Source organism: Laceyella tengchongensis (assembly GCF_900182735.1).
Classification (GTDB): domain Bacteria; phylum Bacillota; class Bacilli; order Thermoactinomycetales; family Thermoactinomycetaceae; genus Laceyella; species Laceyella tengchongensis.
In genome coordinates this window covers 338765-357083 of sequence record NZ_FXTU01000002.1, presented here as the reverse complement: position 1 = coordinate 357083, position 18319 = coordinate 338765, and the positions used below count along the sequence as shown (strand labels likewise).

17 protein-coding genes, 1 other RNA gene and 1 riboswitch are annotated in these 18319 nt (G+C 50.9%); of the genes, 17 read left to right on the top strand and 1 reads right to left on the bottom strand.

Going from position 1 to position 18319, the window contains the following annotated elements:
* The first annotated feature begins 331 nt into the window (after positions 1-331).
* The 10 genes from dnaG to QQZ12_RS05270 all read left to right on the top strand — a co-directional run bounded on the left by dnaG (position 332) and on the right by QQZ12_RS05270 (position 11144).
* Complete coding sequence (dnaG, locus tag QQZ12_RS05315; protein ID WP_284724063.1) at positions 332-2170, top strand: DNA primase; 1839 nt, start codon at positions 332-334, stop codon at positions 2168-2170.
* 58 nt (positions 2171-2228) lie between these two features.
* Positions 2229-3323 (top strand): RNA polymerase sigma factor RpoD, encoded by a 1095-nt coding sequence (gene rpoD / locus QQZ12_RS05310; RefSeq protein WP_375163204.1) that lies wholly within the window; start codon positions 2229-2231, stop codon positions 3321-3323.
* A gap of 229 nt (positions 3324-3552) precedes the next feature.
* A complete protein-coding gene (locus QQZ12_RS05305; RefSeq protein WP_154986975.1) occupies positions 3553-4695 on the top strand; it encodes an acyl-CoA dehydrogenase in 1143 nt (380 codons plus the stop codon).
* 171 nt (positions 4696-4866) lie between these two features.
* Positions 4867-5472 carry a GNAT family N-acetyltransferase gene (locus tag QQZ12_RS05300; RefSeq protein WP_102993884.1) on the top strand — a complete coding sequence of 202 codons (606 nt, stop codon included), beginning with the start codon at positions 4867-4869 and terminating at the stop codon, positions 5470-5472.
* Positions 5473-5542: 70 nt separating this feature from the next.
* Positions 5543-6658, top strand: a complete 1116-nt coding sequence (gene hppD, locus QQZ12_RS05295; protein ID WP_284724062.1) for a 4-hydroxyphenylpyruvate dioxygenase — start codon at positions 5543-5545, stop codon at positions 6656-6658.
* A 114-nt stretch (positions 6659-6772) separates the two neighbouring features.
* Positions 6773-8242 (top strand): M1 family metallopeptidase, encoded by a 1470-nt coding sequence (locus QQZ12_RS05290; RefSeq protein ID WP_284724061.1) that lies wholly within the window; start codon positions 6773-6775, stop codon positions 8240-8242.
* Positions 8243-8341: 99 nt separating this feature from the next.
* A complete protein-coding gene (locus QQZ12_RS05285; RefSeq protein ID WP_102992951.1) occupies positions 8342-9085 on the top strand; it encodes a tRNA (adenine(22)-N(1))-methyltransferase in 744 nt (247 codons plus the stop codon).
* Positions 9061-10167 carry a Nif3-like dinuclear metal center hexameric protein gene (locus QQZ12_RS05280; RefSeq protein ID WP_284724060.1) on the top strand — a complete coding sequence of 369 codons (1107 nt, stop codon included), beginning with the start codon at positions 9061-9063 and terminating at the stop codon, positions 10165-10167. Before QQZ12_RS05285 ends, QQZ12_RS05280 begins: the two co-directional genes overlap by 25 nt.
* A 67-nt stretch (positions 10168-10234) precedes the next feature.
* Positions 10235-10656, top strand: an RNA gene (gene rnpB, locus QQZ12_RS05275) — RNase P RNA component class A.
* A gap of 209 nt (positions 10657-10865) precedes the next feature.
* Positions 10866-11144 (top strand): hypothetical protein, encoded by a 279-nt coding sequence (locus QQZ12_RS05270; protein WP_102992949.1) that lies wholly within the window; start codon positions 10866-10868, stop codon positions 11142-11144.
* 42 nt (positions 11145-11186) lie between these two features.
* On the opposite strand, the gene QQZ12_RS05265 is transcribed toward QQZ12_RS05270, so the two are convergent.
* A complete protein-coding gene (locus tag QQZ12_RS05265) occupies positions 11187-12848 on the bottom strand; it encodes a hypothetical protein (protein ID WP_284724059.1) in 1662 nt (553 codons plus the stop codon).
* A gap of 156 nt (positions 12849-13004) precedes the next feature.
* Between QQZ12_RS05265 and QQZ12_RS05260 the strand changes: the two genes are divergently transcribed.
* The 7 genes from QQZ12_RS05260 to thiO all read left to right on the top strand — a co-directional run bounded on the left by QQZ12_RS05260 (position 13005) and on the right by thiO (position 18318).
* A complete protein-coding gene (locus QQZ12_RS05260) occupies positions 13005-14069 on the top strand; it encodes a M42 family metallopeptidase (protein ID WP_284724058.1) in 1065 nt (354 codons plus the stop codon).
* Between the two features lie 75 nt (positions 14070-14144).
* Positions 14145-14876: an isochorismatase family protein gene (locus QQZ12_RS05255; protein ID WP_284724057.1), complete on the top strand. Its 732-nt coding sequence runs from the start codon at positions 14145-14147 to the stop codon at positions 14874-14876.
* 86 nt (positions 14877-14962) lie between these two features.
* Positions 14963-15580, top strand: coding sequence for a DedA family protein (locus QQZ12_RS05250; protein ID WP_284724056.1), 618 nt, complete (start codon positions 14963-14965; stop codon positions 15578-15580).
* Between the two features lie 63 nt (positions 15581-15643).
* Positions 15644-15928 (top strand): 2Fe-2S iron-sulfur cluster-binding protein, encoded by a 285-nt coding sequence (locus QQZ12_RS05245; RefSeq protein WP_284724055.1) that lies wholly within the window; start codon positions 15644-15646, stop codon positions 15926-15928.
* Positions 15929-15942: 14 nt separating this feature from the next.
* Positions 15943-16386, top strand: a complete 444-nt coding sequence (locus QQZ12_RS05240; protein ID WP_284724054.1) for a GNAT family N-acetyltransferase — start codon at positions 15943-15945, stop codon at positions 16384-16386.
* 41 nt (positions 16387-16427) lie between these two features.
* A riboswitch (TPP riboswitch) is annotated at positions 16428-16538 on the top strand.
* 60 nt (positions 16539-16598) lie between these two features.
* Positions 16599-17201 (top strand): thiamine phosphate synthase, encoded by a 603-nt coding sequence (locus QQZ12_RS05235; protein WP_284724160.1) that lies wholly within the window; start codon positions 16599-16601, stop codon positions 17199-17201.
* Positions 17188-18318: a glycine oxidase ThiO gene (gene thiO / locus QQZ12_RS05230; RefSeq protein ID WP_102992942.1), complete on the top strand. Its 1131-nt coding sequence runs from the start codon at positions 17188-17190 to the stop codon at positions 18316-18318. The genes QQZ12_RS05235 and thiO overlap by 14 nt, the downstream gene beginning before the upstream one ends.
* The last annotated feature ends 1 nt before the right edge of the window (position 18319 follow it).

Sequence of the window (18319 nt, the reverse complement as noted above, 5' to 3'; positions counted from 1 at the left end):
ATTTACCCGGAAAATTCCGGGTATTTTTTGTTGAAATGGTTCTATGATAGAAGTAAGATAAAAAGTTAAGGGGTAGGAAATGACATAACTCGACAACAAATTACAAAATCCGTCAATTGTAAAAAAAGGTTAACAGAAGGAGAACCTATATTTATGTAGAATAGGAGGATAGGATAAGTAAGTGCCAAGGATTGATCAGTAAATATTACCAATTGAATTTGAGGATGACTGAGAAGGACTTTGACGAATGTTGGCGAATAGATAACATTCGTTCCGCACATCACACTCCTATTTACATCTATCGGAAATGTACAGAAAGCAGTGATTCTGTATGGGGGGACGAATCCCTGACGAAGTGATTGACCAAGTACGGCGGCATTTTGATATAGTAGACATTGTTCAACAGTATGTATCTCTTAAGAAAAGTGGCCGCAATTATTTCGGATTATGTCCATTTCACTCTGAGAAATCGCCCTCATTTTCTGTAGCGCCCGATAAACAGATTTATTATTGTTTTGGTTGCGGCGCCGGCGGAGACGCAATTAAGTTTGTCATGGATGTCGAACAGCTCACCTTCGCAGAAGCGATACGCCATTTGGCTGACCAGGCGGGCATCCACGTTCCCGAAACGGGACCATCCGAGACGGACCCCGCTGAAATCGAGCGGATGGAGATGCGCAAGGCCATGGACTTGGCAGCGAAGCTCTACCATCATGTGCTGATGAAGACGCGCTATGGTGCAGATGCGCGCAATTATTTGGCAAAGCGCGGCGTTTCGCAGGAAGCGATGGAAGAGTTCCAGCTTGGTTATGCGCCCGCGTCGTTTGATTTTCTCCTGTCGTTTTTGAAGGGAAGGGGTTTCAACGAAGCGCTGTTAGAAAAAGCGGGGCTTTTATCCTTGCGTGAAGACAAAGGTATGAAGAGGTACTTTGACCGCTTTCGCGACCGCATCATGTTTCCGATCATGGATTCACAAGGCCGGGTCATCGCGTTTGGCGGGCGGCTGTTGGGCGAAGGGCGCCCCAAGTACATGAATAGCCCAGAGACGCCTATCTATTCAAAAGGGAATCATTTATTTAACCTCCATCGCGCACGTTCGCACATTCGCAAGGAACAACAAGCGATCTTGTTTGAAGGTTACATGGATGTGATATCCGCTTGGCAAGCGGGCTTTCCAGGTTGCGTGGCCACGTTGGGTACTTCGCTCACTGATGATCAAGCGCGGATTTTGAAACGCAATACTGAAACGGTCATCCTTTGCTACGATTCCGATCAAGCGGGTCAAAATGCGGCGGCCCGGGGGATGGAGCTATTGAGGAAGCAGGAGTGCACAGTCAAAATTGCACAAATGCCCCACGGTATGGATCCCGATGATTACATTCTCCGTTTTGGGGGAACAGCATTTAAGGAAGAAGTCCTGTCAGCGGCTTTGACATTAACCGCATTTAAACTGGAAAACCTAAAGAGAAACCACAATCTTCATGATGAAGACGACCGGATGAAATATTTGGCGGAAGCGATTGGCACGATTGCGGAATTGCCGCTGGTCGTTGAACAGGATCATTACCTGCGGCGATTGGCCGAAGAGTTTGGGCTTTCGCTTGACGCGCTGAAGGAAGACCTCAGGCGCGCAAAAAAACGGAAAAAGGGCGAAACCAGAAGGGATAAAGAGGGCTTCAGGTGGAATAATGGGTATCGAGAGCCTAGCAAACATTTGCTCGCTGGGACCCAAGTTCATTCCGTTGCGGAAAAATCGGAAATGTGCCTCGTCGCCCACATGATGAGGAGCCGCACGGTTACGGAATGGGTGAAAGAAAAGATCGGCGCAGATTTTAATACGGAGATATACGCAGCGCTTGCTGCCTATCTATATGTCTATTATGATCAGGGGAATCCCGAAGACATGGGTCGATTCATCAGTTCTCTCCCCGATCAGGCGCTTATTTCCAAAGCAAGTGAATGTGCGATGCTTGATGTACCTGAATATTTACCGGAAGAAGCGCTGTTGGATTATGTCCGGCATATAAAGAACGTCCCCATATTGAGAGATATTGAAGAAAAAGAAAAAATGGTTGAACGATTATCGCGTGCTGATGAACCCGTCAAGGCCGCGCAGTTGATGCAAGAGATCGCGCAGCTGAGGAAACAGCTTCAAACACGGATGAAGTAGGAGTTCATCAGAAAGGAGGAAATCGATCTTGGCGAAAGAACAAAATGTGGATACTGAGATGGAATTGACGCTCGACCAAGTGAAGGAGCAGCTTGTTGAGGGCGGTAAAAAGCAGGGTGTGGTCACCTATAAGACGATTATGGAGAGATTGGCTCCGTTTGACCAAGATTCCCAGCAGATCGATGACTTCTTTGAGCAATTGAGTGAGCAGGGAATTGAAGTAATCAACGAAGAGAACGACGATGAGTTTGAAAGCCCAGACGACGTGGAAATGGAAGAGGACGACTCTTATCTTGACGAAGATCTGAGTGTGCCTCCAGGGGTGAAAATCAACGATCCGGTGCGCATGTATCTAAAGGAGATTGGACGCGTGCCCCTGTTGACCGCTGAAGAGGAAGTGGAATTGGCAAAACGGATCGAGCATGGAGATGAAGAGGCCAAGCGCAGGCTTGCCGAAGCGAACTTGCGTCTGGTAGTCAGCATTGCCAAACGGTATGTTGGGCGCGGTATGCTCTTTCTCGATTTGATCCAAGAAGGAAACATGGGTTTAATCAAAGCTGTAGAAAAGTTTGATTTCCGCAAAGGATTTAAGTTTAGTACTTATGCCACTTGGTGGATTCGCCAAGCGATCACCCGGGCGATTGCCGACCAAGCGCGCACGATCCGGATCCCCGTGCATATGGTGGAAACGATTAACAAACTGATTCGGGTGTCTAGACAATTGTTACAAGAGTTAGGGCGCGAACCCTCCCCTGAAGAGATTGCTAAAGAAATGGGCCTAAGTCCGGAAAAAGTACGTGAAATCATGAAAATCGCCCAAGAACCCGTATCGTTGGAGACACCGATCGGTGAAGAGGACGATTCCCATTTGGGTGACTTCATTCCAGATGATGATGCGCAAGCGCCCGCGGATGCTGCGGCCTACGAATTGTTAAAAGAACAATTGAAAGAAGTTCTTGATACGCTGTCCGAACGGGAAGAGAATGTTCTGCGACTGCGTTTTGGTTTGGATGATGGACGCACCCGCACCTTGGAGGAAGTGGGCAAAGTGTTTGGTGTTACCCGTGAGCGCATTCGCCAGATTGAAGCGAAAGCGTTGCGCAAGTTGCGCCATCCCAGCCGCAGCAAACGCTTGAAGGACTTCTTGGAATAAAACCAAAACCCATCCATTCTGCTTCTTTTCACACCCTGCCTACAGGGTGTGTTTTTGTTTCGTTTGTTGATTCAATTTTAATCCTTTTCCCAGTCCAATGCAAATAAGTTTCGGACAATTCTCGGCTGAGTGTTGTTGCATTTTTGAAAATTATTGAATTACTCCAACAAATGAACCTATAATAGAAATGGAAACGCTTGCAACAAGTCAGCGAAGAGGAGTGGGGTTCATGAATTATGATTTAACAGCAGAACAAAAAATGATTCGCAAACTGTTACGTGATTTTGCAGAAGGAGAAGTGGCCCCGGGAGCGGATGAGCGAGATCGAAGCAAACGCTTTCCAATTGAAATATTTGAAAAAATGGCCGACCTCAATTTGATGGGTCTGCCTTTTCCGGAAGAAGTGGGCGGTGCTGGAGCGGATACGGTGAGTTTCGCGATCGCAGTGGAAGAGTTGAGCCGCGTGTGTGCTTCCACTGGCATCACCTATTCGGCACACATTTCGTTGGGTTGCGCCCCCATTTACCTGTTTGGAACGGAAGAGCAAAAGCAACGCTACCTCGTTCCGTTGTGTCAAGGAAAAACGCTGGGGGCGTTCGGCCTGACGGAACCAGGGGCGGGTTCAGACGCAGGAGGCACGAGAACCCGAGCGGTCAAAGACGAAAATGGCTGGGTGATCAACGGGAGTAAGTGCTTTATCACCAATGCGAGTTATGCCAAGTTTCTGGCGCTGACGGCGGTGACAGGCCAGTCGGACGAGGGCCGGCGGGAAATCACCGCATTTATCGTGCCCACAGATGCACCTGGTTTTCAGGTGTTGGATAATCTGAATAAGCTGGGCCTGCACAGTTCCAACACCACCGAGCTGGTGTTGGAGGGCGTTCGTGTCCCTGAAGACAGCGTGCTGGGGGAAATTGGGCAAGGTTTCAAGCAATTCTTGATTACGCTTGACGGAGGGAGAATCGGCATTGGGGCGATGGCAGTGGGAATCGCTCAGGGCGCTTATGAATTGGCGTTAAATTATGCGCGGCAACGCACGCAATTCGGGCGATCCCTGTCCAAATTCCAAGCGATTCAACATAAGCTTGCAGACATGCACATGTTGATCGAATTGGCCCGCACGTATGTGTACAAAGCGGCTTGGCTGAAGGATCAAGGGCGCAAATTTACCAAAGAGGCTTCAATGTGTAAGTTGTTTGCCTCAGAAATCGCGATGAAAGTGTGCAACCAAGCGGTACAAATCCATGGCGGCTGGGGGTACATTCATGATTATAAAGTGGAACGTTTCTTCCGTGATGTCAAATTGACAGAGATTGGTGAGGGAACATCGGAAATTCAGCGAAACATTATCGCGAGGGAAATCGGTTGTTAATGTAAAGATGGTTGTTTGAAGAAAATGCGAACTTATTTTTGCAAAAAGAGTAAAATGACGAAATGTTTAGCCGAATCCTGCGCGGATTCGGTTTTTTTAAAAAAAACGATTCTGTAAAATTTGGTTAGAGTCATATCAATGGAAATGGGGGAGTCTGTTTCGATGAAGCCGATGCCACCGATACTCAAAGATTTTCCCCATTCGTTTGAGACAGAACGGTTGCTGATCCGCCTTCCCCTTCCCGGTGATGGGAAGTTGGTGTATGAAGCGGCGATGGAGTCGCTGGATAGCTTGCGGCAATGGATGATTTGGGCCAACAAACCACTGTCGGAAGCAGAGATGGAAGCGAATGCAAGGCAAGCGCATTGCCACTTTTTGGAGCGGGTCGACCTGCGGTTTCATTTGTTTGACAAAGAAAATCAGATGTTCGTGGGGAGCAGTGGATTGCATCGGATTGACTGGAGCATTCCCAAATTTGAGATCGGGTATTGGTGCCGCACACAGTGTCAGGGAAAAGGGTATATTTCCGAAGCTGTTCGTGGGCTGACCGTGTTTGCGTTTGAGATTTTGGGAGCGAATCGGGTTGAGATCCGCATCGACCAGCGCAATGTACGCTCGCGTAAAGTAGCCGAGCGATTGGGGTACACGCTGGAAGGGGTGTTGCGCAATCATCAGTCCGCGGTTGATGGACGCTTGGAAAATACATGTGTCTACGCGATGGTGCCCGAAGAATTTCGGAGCCTTTCATTGCGTAAAAGCGCAGGCGCATCGCTGTGAATGCTTGCGCCTTTTTTTTGTGCGCGTTAATCTGAATATAAAGAAATATTTTTCATCGGGAGGGGTTAGCATGAGTAAGGAACAGATGATGCCTGAACTAAAAAATGAATTCTTCCCAATTCAGGATATTGATTATTTGGAATTATACACGGGCAATGCCAAGCAAGCAGCCTATTATTTTTGCCAAACCTATGGCTTCCGGTTAACCGCTTATTCCGGACTTGAAACAGGGCAAAGAGAAAAAGCCTCTTATCTGCTGGAACAAGGAAATTTCCGGTTGGTAGTCAGCGGCGCCTACTCCCCAGAACATGAAATTACCGCATTCGTCAACTTACACGGTGATGGGATTAAAGATATTGCCCTCCGTGTGGACGATGTGGAGCGCGCATTTTCGGAAGCGGTTTCAAGAGGAGCCAAAGTGGTGAAAGAGCCACATGTCGTCAAAGATGAGCAGGGCGAATTGAAAAAAGCTGTCATCGGAACATACGGCGATACGGTACACACATTGGTGGAGCGGAAACAATATCAAGGTGTGTTCCATCCGGGGTTTGTCGCCGTGGATAGCCACATTCCCTCCCAGTCGACCGGCGTATTGGGCATTGACCATATAGTGGGCAACGTGGAGCGAATGGAAGAATGGGTGGAATATTATGAGCGGGTGATGGGCTTTAAGCAGCTGATTCATTTTGATGACGAGGACATTAGCACAGAATACTCTGCACTCATGTCCAAGGTGATGCAAAACGGAACCGGACGCATCAAATTCCCGATCAATGAGCCGGCCGAAGGCAAACGTAAATCGCAGATTGAGGAGTATTTGGATTTTTACCGCGGTCCAGGGGTGCAACACGTAGCGCTGATCACCGAAGACATCGTGGCAACGGTGGAAGCGATGCGCAAGAACGGTGTAGAATTTTTGGACACCCCAGACACGTATTACGAGGAGCTGACCGAACGCGTAGGTAAAATCGACGAGAGCATAGAGGACCTCAAGCGGCTTAAAATATTGGTTGATCGCGACGATGAGGGGTATTTGCTACAGATCTTCACCAAGCCGATTGTGGACCGCCCCACCCTGTTTTTCGAGATTATCCAGCGCAAAGGTGCGAGAGGCTTCGGTGAAGGCAATTTCAAAGCGCTGTTCGAAGCGATTGAACGGGAACAGGCGCGCCGTGGCAACCTGTAAACACTAAATACGGCTGTGCCGTGAGCGAAGTTAAAAAATGCAAATGGGTCATACTTTAACCAAGAGTGGGCATCCTGATAAGAGCCCACTTTTTTGGTTTGAGGTGACTTGTTAATGAAGCATAGATTATTTTCTTTCGGCATAAGCTTGGTGATGGTTGCGATGGCGTTTGCCTCAACTTACAACCATATTGAGCAAGAGAAGCCAGCCACTTCGGCTCCTGCGATACATAAACCAAAAGCAACCGAAACACCCGAATCGGGGAGCCGGCCCTCCTACCGAATCGACGCCACCTATCACCCCGAAAGGGACGAAGTGACGGCCAAGATGGAAGTGACGGTTCCAAACAGGCAAAGCGAAACATGGCGAGAAATCTATTTTCATCTTTATCCCAATGTGTTTCGCAAATGGAAGTATGGAGAAGAAAGCAAACCGAGTAAGCCGGGTCATATCCAGGTGCATCAAGTCAAAGTGAACGGACAACCGGTGAAGGAGAAGCTGGTGCGCGATGAAATCATGAAGGTTCCTTTGCGCGAACCGCTCACTCAAAGCCGCACGGCACGGATCACCATGGATTTTACCCTGCGATTGCCGCACGGGGGAACGCGATTAAACACGTTCAAACAGACCGCCTTTTTGGCACAATGGTATCCTATGATGGCCGTTAAAGATCAGGGCGGGTGGCAAGTCGAGCCGTATACGACAGTGGGTGATCCGTTTTATACCGAGATATCCGACTTCACCGTTACGTTTCGCATGCCCAAGGGGTACCGCTTGATCTCGACAGGCAGAAACGCAGATACTACTAGTTCCGTTGTGACCGTGAAGCAAGACCGGGTGCGGGACTTCGTCGCCGTCTTGACCAAAGATTATCGCAAGCGGAGCGCCAAATCAGGCCGAATCGACGTCAATCTTTGGTATTTGCCGGACATGGAGCGATCAGTAAAACCCCTTCTTGAAGCGGCGGTGCAAAGTATGGATTTCTTTGGGGAGATCTATGGCGCCTATCCGTATGACGAAGTGGATGTGGTGTTGGGAGAAACCGGATTTGGCATTGCGGGCATGGAATATCCCGGATTAATCACTTCCATTCCGACCATGGCGACAGAAAAAGGCATTCAACCGGCGGTCAGCGTGGTTGCACACGAATTGGCTCACCAATGGTGGTATGGGGTGGTGGGCAATAACCAGGCTAAAGAACCGTGGCTGGATGAAGGATTGACCACGTTCTCTGAATTCCTGTTCATGAAGGAGAAGATGAAATCCGATGAGCAAGAATTCTTGCGCCGGGCTACCCAGAAAACAAACGAGATTCACCAGGCGGCGGGCATCACTTGCGTGGACACCCTTTATTCTTATCCCGACATGGTTTATGGACTCATGGTGTATATTCGGCCGGCAGCCATGATGTTTGAGTTGATGGATGAAATTGGGCGGGAGAATGTGTTGAAAATCATGCGCGCATATTATGAGCAATATCAATTTAAAACCGCGACGACGCAAGACTTTATTCGAGTGGCCAATCGCACCGCGGGCAAAGAGTTGACTCCGTTTTTCCACAAATGGTTGTATTTCGGGAAATAATGCGGAAAAAGCCGGGACAATCCCGGCTTTTTCTTGTGGATGGAGATGATGTTATAATGAGAGAGGCGAAGGACTGTTAAAAAGGAGAGACATGAGCGGATGGAATCGAGTATCAAGCTATGGCAATTGTCGGAGCGCTTAAAGACGATTGCTTCTTTTATTCCCGATCATAAGCGGGTCGCCGACATTGGAGGGGACCATGCTTTGCTCCTCACACAAGTGGCTAAAGAGAACCGCTTGCAAAAAGGCATCGTCGGGGAAATAAACCGTGGCCCCCATCAAAACGCCAGTGAGCGGGTGAAGCTGGCGGGCCTGGCCGATTTGATCGATGTGCGTTTGGGAGATGGGCTCGCCGTTGTTCAACCCGGAGAAGTGGATGTCGTGGTTATTGCTGGCATGGGCGGGGCGTTGATCGCTTCCATCCTGGAGCAAGGTAAGGACAAACTGGCAGGGGTTGAGCGCCTGATCCTGCAACCCAATATCGGGGAAAGCCGGGTGCGATTGTGGTTGGAGGAAAACGGGTTTCGCTTAGTGGAGGAAACGATTGTGGAAGAAGTGGGGATTTATTATGAAATCCTAGTGGCCGAACCAGGAAAGCCGGGCTATGTGGCAGATTCAATATTGGGCCGGGACATGGCCAGAGAAGTGGGGCCGCTCTTGTGGGAGAGGCGACATCCGCTGTTACATAAAAAATTGCAGGAGGTTGTGGCTGGCAAACGGAAGATCCATCGCCAACTGAACCTTGGGAAAACAGAGCAAGCTATCGCGCGCAAACGGGAACTGGAGCGGGAGATTGAAGCTTGGGAGAGGGTGATTCAATGCCTATCAAAGGAAAACAATTGATACAAGTGCTGGAGGCGTTTGCTCCGCCGAGCCTTGCTGTGGAAAAAGACCGCATCGGCCTACAGGTGGGAAATCCGGACAGCGAGGTTACCGGTGTGCTCGTTACATTGGATGTGAATGAAGACGTGGTCGAAGAAGCGATCCGTCAAAAAGCCAACTGGATCATCGCCCACCATGCAGTGATTTTTCAGCCACTGAAGGCGTTGCGCTCAGATCAGCCAGCGGGGCGGTTGTTTCACAAATTGTTGAAGCATGACATGAATGTCTACATCGCTCACACCAATCTGGATGCGGCGGCTGGCGGCGTCAATGATGTGATGGCAGAGAAGTTGGGTCTGGGTGCGGTAGACGTGCTGATCGGCTACCGTGAAGACAAACTAAAGAAACTGGTCGTATTCGTGCCGGAATCGCATCATGAGGCGGTGCTTGATGCGATATGCGAAGCAGGGGCAGGTTGGATCGGCAACTACAGCCATTGCAGTTTTCAGGTGGAAGGCACAGGTACATTTATGCCCCGTGAAGGCACGAATCCTTATATTGGCCAGCGGGGTACGCTGGAGTGGGTCAATGAACGCCGGATCGAGACCGTTGTGCCGGAAAGTAAGCTGGCACAAGTTCTTGCGGCCATGTTGGACGCCCATCCATATGAAGAGGTTGCCTACGATGTCTACCCGCTTGAGCTCCAAGGTAAGAAACAGGGGTATGGACGGATCGGAGAGTTGCCTGCTACGCTGACCCTCCGCGACTTTGCCGTACAAGTGAAGCAGGCGTATGGCGTGGAAGGATTGCGTGTAGTTGGAGATCTTGACCACAAGGTGAAGCGGGTAGCGCTGGTAGGCGGTTCGGGAAGTCGCCACATCGAAGATGCCAAACGCGCAGGTGCGGATGTTTATATTACCGGAGACGTCGATTTTCACACGGCGCAGGATGCTTTGGCAATGGGCTTGAGCATCATCGATCCGGGTCATCATGTCGAGCATCATGTGGTTCCGCGCGTATGCGATGTTCTGAAGCGGGGACTGGGAGAACAGGTGCCGATCATGGCTTCAACCGTCAATACGAATCCCTTTCGCTTCCTCTAATGTTTCCAGTGTTCACCAGTTGCTTTGCCTGTGAGTATTTGATACAATGAATTTTGCTTGAGACGGGAAAGTAAACAAGGCAATCGCCGGTGGAGTGCCGCAAGGCCCCACGGGAGGAAAGTCCGAGCTCCATAGGGCAGGGTGCCGGCTAACGGCCGGTGGGGGCAACCCTAAGGCTAGTGCCACAGAAATGTAGACCGCCGATGGAGGTGTCTCACCTCACAGGCAAGGATGCAACGGTGCGGTAAGAGCGCACCAGCAGCATGGAGACATGCTGGCTAGGTAAACCCCACCTGGAGCAAGACCTGATAGGAGATCGGCGCGCGTAAGCGCGCAACTGTTGCCCGCAGTGATCTCGGGTTGGTCGCTTGAGCCTTGCAGCAATGCATGGCCTAGATAGATGATTGCCACTCCAATGGGTGGAAGACGTCCACAAGCCGTCGTTATACCACTCGGAGAACAGAACTCGGCTTATTGTTTGCTTTCCACAGGTAGCTTGTGACACCAAGACGCTAAGGCGTCTTTTTTATTTTCTCATTTTGACCGAATATTCTATCGTTTAAAATCTGTAGCGGATCAGCCATGCTGGGGATGGATCACCCCAATTTGGTGGAGATGAGGAAAACCGCCTGATTTGCATAGGGTGGCTCGCATAATGACATGCTAAAGACAAATCCCTTAGTGAAGGTTGGTCGTCTATGCATGATGATTTCGCTTCTTATGAAGCTTATCTAGAACGGTACAAGATGTTTTATGACGAGGAGGGGGATGGCCGTCCTCCCATCGTGTCGCGCGAGCAGTTTGCGGAGACTTTCCGCTTGCTCAAGGAAAGCTACCAAGCGTATGAGGATATGCTCCGCATGGGGCACATGGATCAAGCGGCCAATTATTACACCCAAGTGATCAATAAATTGGAGAACACCTTGGCTATCGCCGATGCTTCGGACAATTTCCACAAACAAATCCTCAATGATTAAGCCGTGTCCCAGTTGGGCACGGCTTTTTTTGCGTTGCCTACCTTACTCTTCATCTAGCAGATGATGTAATTGATGGGCGTCGCGAATCAACGCTTCTTTGCGGTGATAAGGAATCTGACGGTCAAACAGAACCAGACCGGGCAACTCCTCTAACAGATGGAGGGCGAAAGGGAGACGATCTAATAAGATGCAAGTGAGCAAGCGGTCTGCTTTGCGGATTAACAGGGGGTGTTCGGCCCACTGTGTCAAATCTTCATGCAGGCGAAATGTTCGGTACATCCGGCGCACCGCTTGAAATGTTCGGAAACGGCGGCTTGGGTCGTAGCGCAAGACTTCCCCCATCAAGTTTCTAGTGCTGGAAATCAGTTCCCATTCATTCCCCTGATATTCAAAATCGCCGTTTTGCAATGAAATACCTGAAGCAGATAAACAGTCAAAACCGCTGTAAGTCCAAGGGGCTGGCCCTTTTTTCATTTTGGTGAGGCGAAGGGACAAAACGGCTTGCCTTTTGCCCCGCAATACCCGCGTCAGATCTAATGTGACGGGCACCCACGACTCAGAAGCATGACTGGTGATGTTGCTTTGCCAAACGACGCGATTGTCGATCAGCACTTGCTTTGTATACGTTCCCGCCGCGGTGTTGGGGGGATAAACGCTCATATGCCAAAAAGACAGTTTGGCCTGTGTGCGCGGGTCCAAATAAATACGTTGGCGCCATTCCACATAGTGGCCAAGCGCATCATCGTGGGACGAAACGGCCGGCGCGAAAAGATTGGCATAACTAGCTCCTGATTTGGCGACAGCATCGCCCTCTTCCTGAAGAAACTCTTTGTGTAGCACATAGGTGACCACCCCATCCAACCGCTGCAATTTCAACCGGCTCAAGGCTAGTTTCAGGGCGTTAGCCACATACTGCGCACTCGGATTGGCCGGGGTGGCAGAAAGGCGGCTGGCGTAAATCATCAGGATGAAGGGGAGACGGGCTCGCTCCAGACGGGCTTGCACTTCATCCAATTGTTCAATCATGCGATCGGTTTTTTGCGTGTTGCGGTAATGATCATCACGAAAGGACATGACCACCCCGTCAAAGAGATGCCGGTAGTGTGTGAGCAAGGCGGTGTCGAGGGCTGGGTAATAAATTTGCGGATAAAACAGAAACCCTGGATTTTCTCTACGTCCCGCTTCCTTCGCTTTGGCTAAATAAGTCGGGGTGAAGAAGGTCAAATTGTCGTTGAAATCATCCATCACGATGCCTTTGAGATTGGGGAAATGCCGCCCGAGCCGGCCGACGGCACGGAACCAAGCGACATAATCCGTGCCAAATGGCTCCGACCGTTTCAATTGTGCTTCGGAAGGGGGCACCAGATAGACCCATACATTGATACCGGCTTGGCGGGCGGCCGGCAAAAACTCTTTGCGCAAATCGTCCCAATCCGACTTTTCATGCCAGATCAGGTAGAAGTACGTATTGGCATGCAACTCTTTCAACCGCTGGATGGTCCGGGGGGTGTCCACGTGAACCAATCCGTCGGCCCGCGGCTTTTTTTCCCTGATTTCGCCGCCGTAATCCCCAAGGATAGGATAAGGGGAAGGGGGAGCGGCTGTGACGGAGACGGGCTGAATGAGAGTGAAGATCAATGCATAACACAAACTGACGAGCCAACACCGACACTTCCAGTTTCGTTTGAACAGCCAACTCACCATGGTTACTTTCTCCTAAAGTAAGGACATTCTTCTGCTTAGTGTGAAAGCATCACCGAAAGAATATGTATGAACATAGAAAGAGGATCGAAAGGAAACACTGAGAAACAACCGGGGAGTTTTCCCATAAGAAGATTTTTATGAGGAAGAGGTGTGTCAATGCGTTTGCTACAAGAGTTGACGGAAGCCAAAGGTGTTCCGGGATATGAACAGGAAGTGCGCGCCATCATGGAGCGTGAATTAAAAAAGCAAGATGTGAACTTGATCACGGATGGATTGGGTGGCATCTTCGGCGAAAAAAAGGGGACAGGCGACCAACCCCGGATTTTGTTGGCCGGGCACTTGGATGAAGTCGGGTTTATGGTGACAGAGGTGACCAAAAGCGGTTATTTGCGGTTTGCGCCATTGGGTGGATGGTGGAGTCAAGTGTTATTGTCGCAGCGGGTGTCGATTGTGACAGAGAAACGGGTGTTTACTGGGGTAATCGGTTCCCGCCCGCCGCATGTATTGACATTAGAGGAACGCAACAAATTGGTGCCCATCCGCGAGATGTTTATCGATGTGGGGGCTCACAGTGACGAACAAGTAAAGGAATGGGGAATCCGGGTGGGTGACCCGATTGTGCCCATTTGTCCTTTTGAAATTATGCCTGATCACGACACTATCCTAGCCAAGGCGTTGGACAACCGGATAGGTTGCTATTTGTCTATCGAAGTGTTGAAACGCTTGCAAATGGAGAGCCATCCCAATACAGTGATTGCCGGTGCGACCGTACAAGAGGAAGTAGGGTTGCGGGGGGCGGCCACCGCACCGTATGTAGTGGAACCAGACATCGCGTTCGCTTTAGATGTGGGAGTGGCAGAGGATTCCCCGGGCAATGAGGGGAGCGGCAAGGCCAAGCTGGGCAAAGGGCCGTTGATCACGTTTTTGGATGCTTCGATGATTCCCAACATCCAGTTGCGCAACTTGGTGATCGATATCGCTGAACAAAAGCAAATCCCCTATCAAGTGGACACGATGACGGGAGGTGGCACTGACGCCGGCAAGTTTCATCTGCACAAAAAAGGGGTTCCCTCTTTGGTGATCGGGGTGGCAGCCCGTTATATCCACAGTCATGTTTCTATGATCAGCAAGTCCGATTTGGAACACGCCGCCGAATTGTTGGTGGAAGTGATCAAAACACTGGACGCTGCCAAAATGAAGGAGATGACCCGTTTTATCTGACCCATTCCTTCTTTTAAAACAAGCTTGTCTTTGTTAAGATGAGAGCGAATCATCTTAAAAGCGGAGGCGATCCAGTTGCAACATCATGTTGAAGCCATTGGTCATATGGAGCGGGTCGTGGCTGAAGCGCCCGTCTGGTCCATCACTCAGATTAAGGACCAATTGGGGGCCTGGGAACGGGTGTATCTTGTTTTTGTCGATGTGTTGAAAGGGTTTTGCGATGTGGGGCCTTTAGCCAGTCCGCGCGTGCGCGAAATGGTGAAGCCGGTGTCAGAGCTAGCCCAAACGCTAATAGCGCAAGGCTTGCCGACGGAAAATATCATTTTCCTCAATGACGACCATCCGGCTGACGCAATTGAATTCACCGCATTTGCTCCCCATTGCGTGCAAGGCACAGTGGAGGCGGAAGTGGTGGATGAATTGAAGCCAGTCTTTGACGCGCCGGGTGTCCAATTGTTCCGCAAAAACGCCACCAACGGGTTGTTTGGAGTAAATCGAGAAGGCGTCCGGTTTTGCGACTGGTTGGACCAGGTTTTCGCCGCCGGCCCCAGCTCTTTTATCGTGGTAGGAGATTGCACCGATTTATGCATTTACCAAAATGCGATGGGCATTCGGTTGCTAGCCAATCAAGTTAACGCCCAAACGCAAGTGATTGTCCCTGTTTCCCATGTGCGGACATACGATTTGCCGGTGGAGACGGCCGAGCAAATTGGGGCGATGGCCCATCATGCGGACCTAATGAACACCGTTTTTCTTTATCACATGCAGTTGAACGGGATTAAGCTTATCTCCGGCTTCACCGACTGACCATGGGCGGGATCGCATCTTTTGCTGGACGGGAAAGTATGATATTCTTAAGTTGTTTGTACGTATTGGGTAAACGGGGTTAGACCATGGAACAAACATTACTGGAGCTGTTACAACAATACGGGTATATCGGGATTTTTTTCTTTTTAGTGTTGGGGATCGCGGGATTGCCGTTGCCTGATGAGATCATGATGACGTTTCTCGGTTATCTCACCTCAACGGGTCAACTTAATCTCTACCTCGCTTTCCTCAGTTCGTTCTTGGGATCGGCTTGCGGAATCAGCATCAGCTATTATTTGGGGGTGCGCTTGGGGTATCCGTTCCTCAAGAAATACGGTGGCAAGATTTTTATTACGCGCCGCCGCTTGCGTATCACACAACTCTTGTTCCGCAAGTATGGAAACTGGTTGCTATTTGTTGGATATTTCATTCCTGGCGTACGCCATGTCACCGCTTACCTCGCCGGTATTTCCAAGATATCGTTAGCCCGGTTTTCCCTGTTCGCCTATACGGGGGCGTTTTTTTGGTGCGCCACCTTTATCGGTCTGGGGCATGTGCTTGGCGCGAATTGGGAAATGGTTTTCGGTGTGATGCACAAATACGGCGCCCGATTGTTATGGATTGTGCTTCCCGTTGTGGTGATCTGGTTGGGTTGGTACTTATGGAACCAAAACAACAACAACTCCTATCACACGAAGCAATAAATAGCAAAGCAACACACCATCACATGTTGACGTGATGGTTTTTTCATGGGGGAGGGCTAAACAATGGCTAAAGTGAGTATCCACATCGCCGGACAGACGAAAGAAATGGAAGTGGCTGAAGGAGCCAACCTTTTGCTGGAAGCGGCGTCGCGGTCGATTCCGATTCCGTTCAAGTGCACGACGGGTCGGTGCGGGACGTGCCGCGTGCGTGTGATCGAGGGTAGCAGTCAATGCAGTGATTACACAGAGCCGGAATTGCACCATTTGAATGAAACGGATTTGGCGTCCGGCCGGCGTCTGGCATGCCAAACGTTTATTCATGGCGATGTCGCCATAGAAATCCCTTAAGGAGCGAGTAGCCGATGATGCGCATACTGGACATGAAAGATCCGGTTACATTAAGTCGGATCGTGGAGATCCAACAACGAGCCTACCGTATTGAGGCCGAGATCATCGGTTGTGATCAATTGCCGCCGCTAAACGATACAGAAGATTCGCTGAAATGCTCGCCGGAAACCTTTATTGGTTATTATGAGCAGGATGTGCTGGTCGGCGTCCTTTCATATGAACAGAATGGGCAGCTGGTAGACATTTGCCGGTTGGCGATTCACCCGGCGTACTTTCGGCGGGGAATTGCTTCGCGCTTGCTATCGCACGCCTTGGAACTGGATGGTGCCGCCATCTGGGAGGTGCAAACGGGACAAGCCAACCGCCCTGCAATCAACTGTTACTTAAAGCATGGATTTACGATCGTGGAATCATTTGCTACGCCAGAAGGGATACAATTAGTGAAGTTGAGAAAATAATCGTTTTGATTTAAAATGAGATTGGACAAATGAATAAGTTGTCGTACCACTAGGGGTGCACAGGTTGTGCTGTGCTGAGAGGAACAAGTCGGTTCCAACCCTTTGAACTTGAACTGGGTAATGCCAGCGAAAGGAAGTGGGGAAGATCGTGAACCCTTTTTTGATCAGTAGCCCGATATCCCCATGGATATCGGGTTTTTTATGTTGTGGTGATGAAATTGGAATTGCACGTGATTTCAAGTTCTAAGCAGACCGTGCAGGAGTTGGCGCGATGTTGGCTTCGACTCGTGCCGGAGGTGGATTGGTTTCATTTGCGGTACAAGCAGCTGTCGGATGACGAGTTGATGCAAAGAGCCAAAGCGCTGTTGTCTGCTGGCATTCCGGCGAAATCGTTGATCGTCAACAGTTCCGTGACCGTGGCGGAAGCGCTGGGACTGGGGGGGATTCATCTTCCTGAGCGGATGCCGTTTCCGCCCGCTATGTCCCCGGCGATTCGGGTGGGAAAGTCGGTTCATTCATTGGCGGCGGCGGAGCGGGCCGCGGACGAAGGTGCCGACTATCTGATGGTCGGCCATATCTTTCCTTCTGCTTCCAAACCGGGATTGCCGCCGTTGGGAAGCGGCCAGCTGCGGGTGTGGGTGGAACAGGTTAAGATCCCGATGATTGCCGTCGGAGGCATCGGCACGGGCAACGTGGCAGAGATCAAGCGTGCCGGTTGCCATGGCATCGCTGTCATCTCTGCGGTGGTCGATCATGAACAGCCGGAGCGTGTGGCCAGAGAGCTGAGAAGAAGGTGGGAAAATGCAGACTGCTGAGGTGTTGATTATTGGGGGAGGCGTGATGGGATGCTCCATCGCCTTTCATTTGGCCCGACGGGGGATCAAAAGCGTGGTCGTCGAGCGAGACGCAATTGGGAGCCACGCTTCATCCGCGGCGGCGGGCATGCTGGGAGCGCAGGTGGAGATGGATGAACCCGGGCCCTTGACCGAGTTTTGTTTACAGAGCCGCTCGATGTTCCCGGCGTTGCAAGCGGAGTTGCTAGAACGGACCGGGGTGGACATTGAGTTGAACCGGGCCGGGTTGCTGAAGGTGGCCCGGTTTGAAGAGGATGTGAAGCGTTTGCGGGAGCGTCAGGCATGGCAAACCGCTTATGGGCAGACTGCGCGTTGGCTGGAGCCGGAGGAATGTTTGGCGCTCGAACCGAGTCTCCACCCGGAAGTGAGGGGAGGATTGTACCTACCAGAGGATTGGCAGGTATCCGCTCCCAAGTTGACACAGGCATTGGCGTCAGCGGCGAAACGGCTGGGGGCCAATCTGGTGGAAGGCACCGAGGTACGGGCGATTGAGCATAGCCCCGACGGGACGTGGCACGTTGATACCGCGCAGGGGCATTGGATTGCGGACTGGATTGTTATCACCGCAGGGGTATGGAGCCAGTCCATCGCCCAGAAATTGGGTTGGCATTTGCCGATGACGCCGGTCAAGGGGGAGTCATTGGCATTGCGACCAAAACAGCCGCTGTTCAGCCGGACGCTGTATGGCCCGGAGTGTTACCTTGTGCCCAAGGCCAATGGTGAAATCATTGTGGGTGCGACGGAACGGGATGGGGCATGGGACGAAGAGGTGACCGCCGAAGCTGTGCAGAGATTGTTGCAATCTGCTTTTAATTTGGTGCCTAGATTGCGGGATAGTCTGCACACCCGTAGTTGGGCCGGATTGCGGCCCGGTACGCCAAACCGTTTTCCCTATGTCGGGCAGTTGGGCGATGAGAACCGGGCAGTGATTGCGACTGGTCATTACCGGAACGGCATTTTGCTCAGCGCTGCCACAGGCGATGCCGTTGCTCGACTGCTTCTGGGAGAGCCAGTACCCGAATTGGCCGCGTTTGCCCCGATGAACCAGGCGGATGTACAGAAGTGGGAGGAGGGATAAA

What these genes read in the sequence shown, in the direction of transcription:
- QQZ12_RS05250 (WP_284724056.1), top strand. Translation starts at nt 14,963, where the DNA reads ATGGAACAAACATTACTGGAGCTGTTACAACAATACGGGTATATCGGG.
- QQZ12_RS05235 (WP_284724160.1), top strand. Translation starts at nt 16,599, where the DNA reads ATGAAATTGGAATTGCACGTGATTTCAAGTTCTAAGCAGACCGTGCAG.
- dnaG (WP_284724063.1), top strand. Translation starts at nt 332, where the DNA reads ATGGGGGGACGAATCCCTGACGAAGTGATTGACCAAGTACGGCGGCAT.
- QQZ12_RS05290 (WP_284724061.1), top strand. Translation starts at nt 6,773, where the DNA reads ATGAAGCATAGATTATTTTCTTTCGGCATAAGCTTGGTGATGGTTGCG.
- rpoD (WP_375163204.1), top strand. Translation starts at nt 2,229, where the DNA reads ATGGAATTGACGCTCGACCAAGTGAAGGAGCAGCTTGTTGAGGGCGGT.
- QQZ12_RS05280 (WP_284724060.1), top strand. Translation starts at nt 9,061, where the DNA reads ATGCCTATCAAAGGAAAACAATTGATACAAGTGCTGGAGGCGTTTGCT.
- QQZ12_RS05305 (WP_154986975.1), top strand. Translation starts at nt 3,553, where the DNA reads ATGAATTATGATTTAACAGCAGAACAAAAAATGATTCGCAAACTGTTA.
- QQZ12_RS05260 (WP_284724058.1), top strand. Translation starts at nt 13,005, where the DNA reads ATGCGTTTGCTACAAGAGTTGACGGAAGCCAAAGGTGTTCCGGGATAT.
- QQZ12_RS05240 (WP_284724054.1), top strand. Translation starts at nt 15,943, where the DNA reads ATGATGCGCATACTGGACATGAAAGATCCGGTTACATTAAGTCGGATC.
- QQZ12_RS05245 (WP_284724055.1), top strand. Translation starts at nt 15,644, where the DNA reads ATGGCTAAAGTGAGTATCCACATCGCCGGACAGACGAAAGAAATGGAA.
- thiO (WP_102992942.1), top strand. Translation starts at nt 17,188, where the DNA reads ATGCAGACTGCTGAGGTGTTGATTATTGGGGGAGGCGTGATGGGATGC.
- QQZ12_RS05285 (WP_102992951.1), top strand. Translation starts at nt 8,342, where the DNA reads ATGGAATCGAGTATCAAGCTATGGCAATTGTCGGAGCGCTTAAAGACG.
- QQZ12_RS05300 (WP_102993884.1), top strand. Translation starts at nt 4,867, where the DNA reads ATGCCACCGATACTCAAAGATTTTCCCCATTCGTTTGAGACAGAACGG.
- QQZ12_RS05265 (WP_284724059.1), bottom strand. Translation starts at nt 12,848, where the DNA reads ATGGTGAGTTGGCTGTTCAAACGAAACTGGAAGTGTCGGTGTTGGCTC.
- hppD (WP_284724062.1), top strand. Translation starts at nt 5,543, where the DNA reads ATGAGTAAGGAACAGATGATGCCTGAACTAAAAAATGAATTCTTCCCA.
- QQZ12_RS05270 (WP_102992949.1), top strand. Translation starts at nt 10,866, where the DNA reads ATGCATGATGATTTCGCTTCTTATGAAGCTTATCTAGAACGGTACAAG.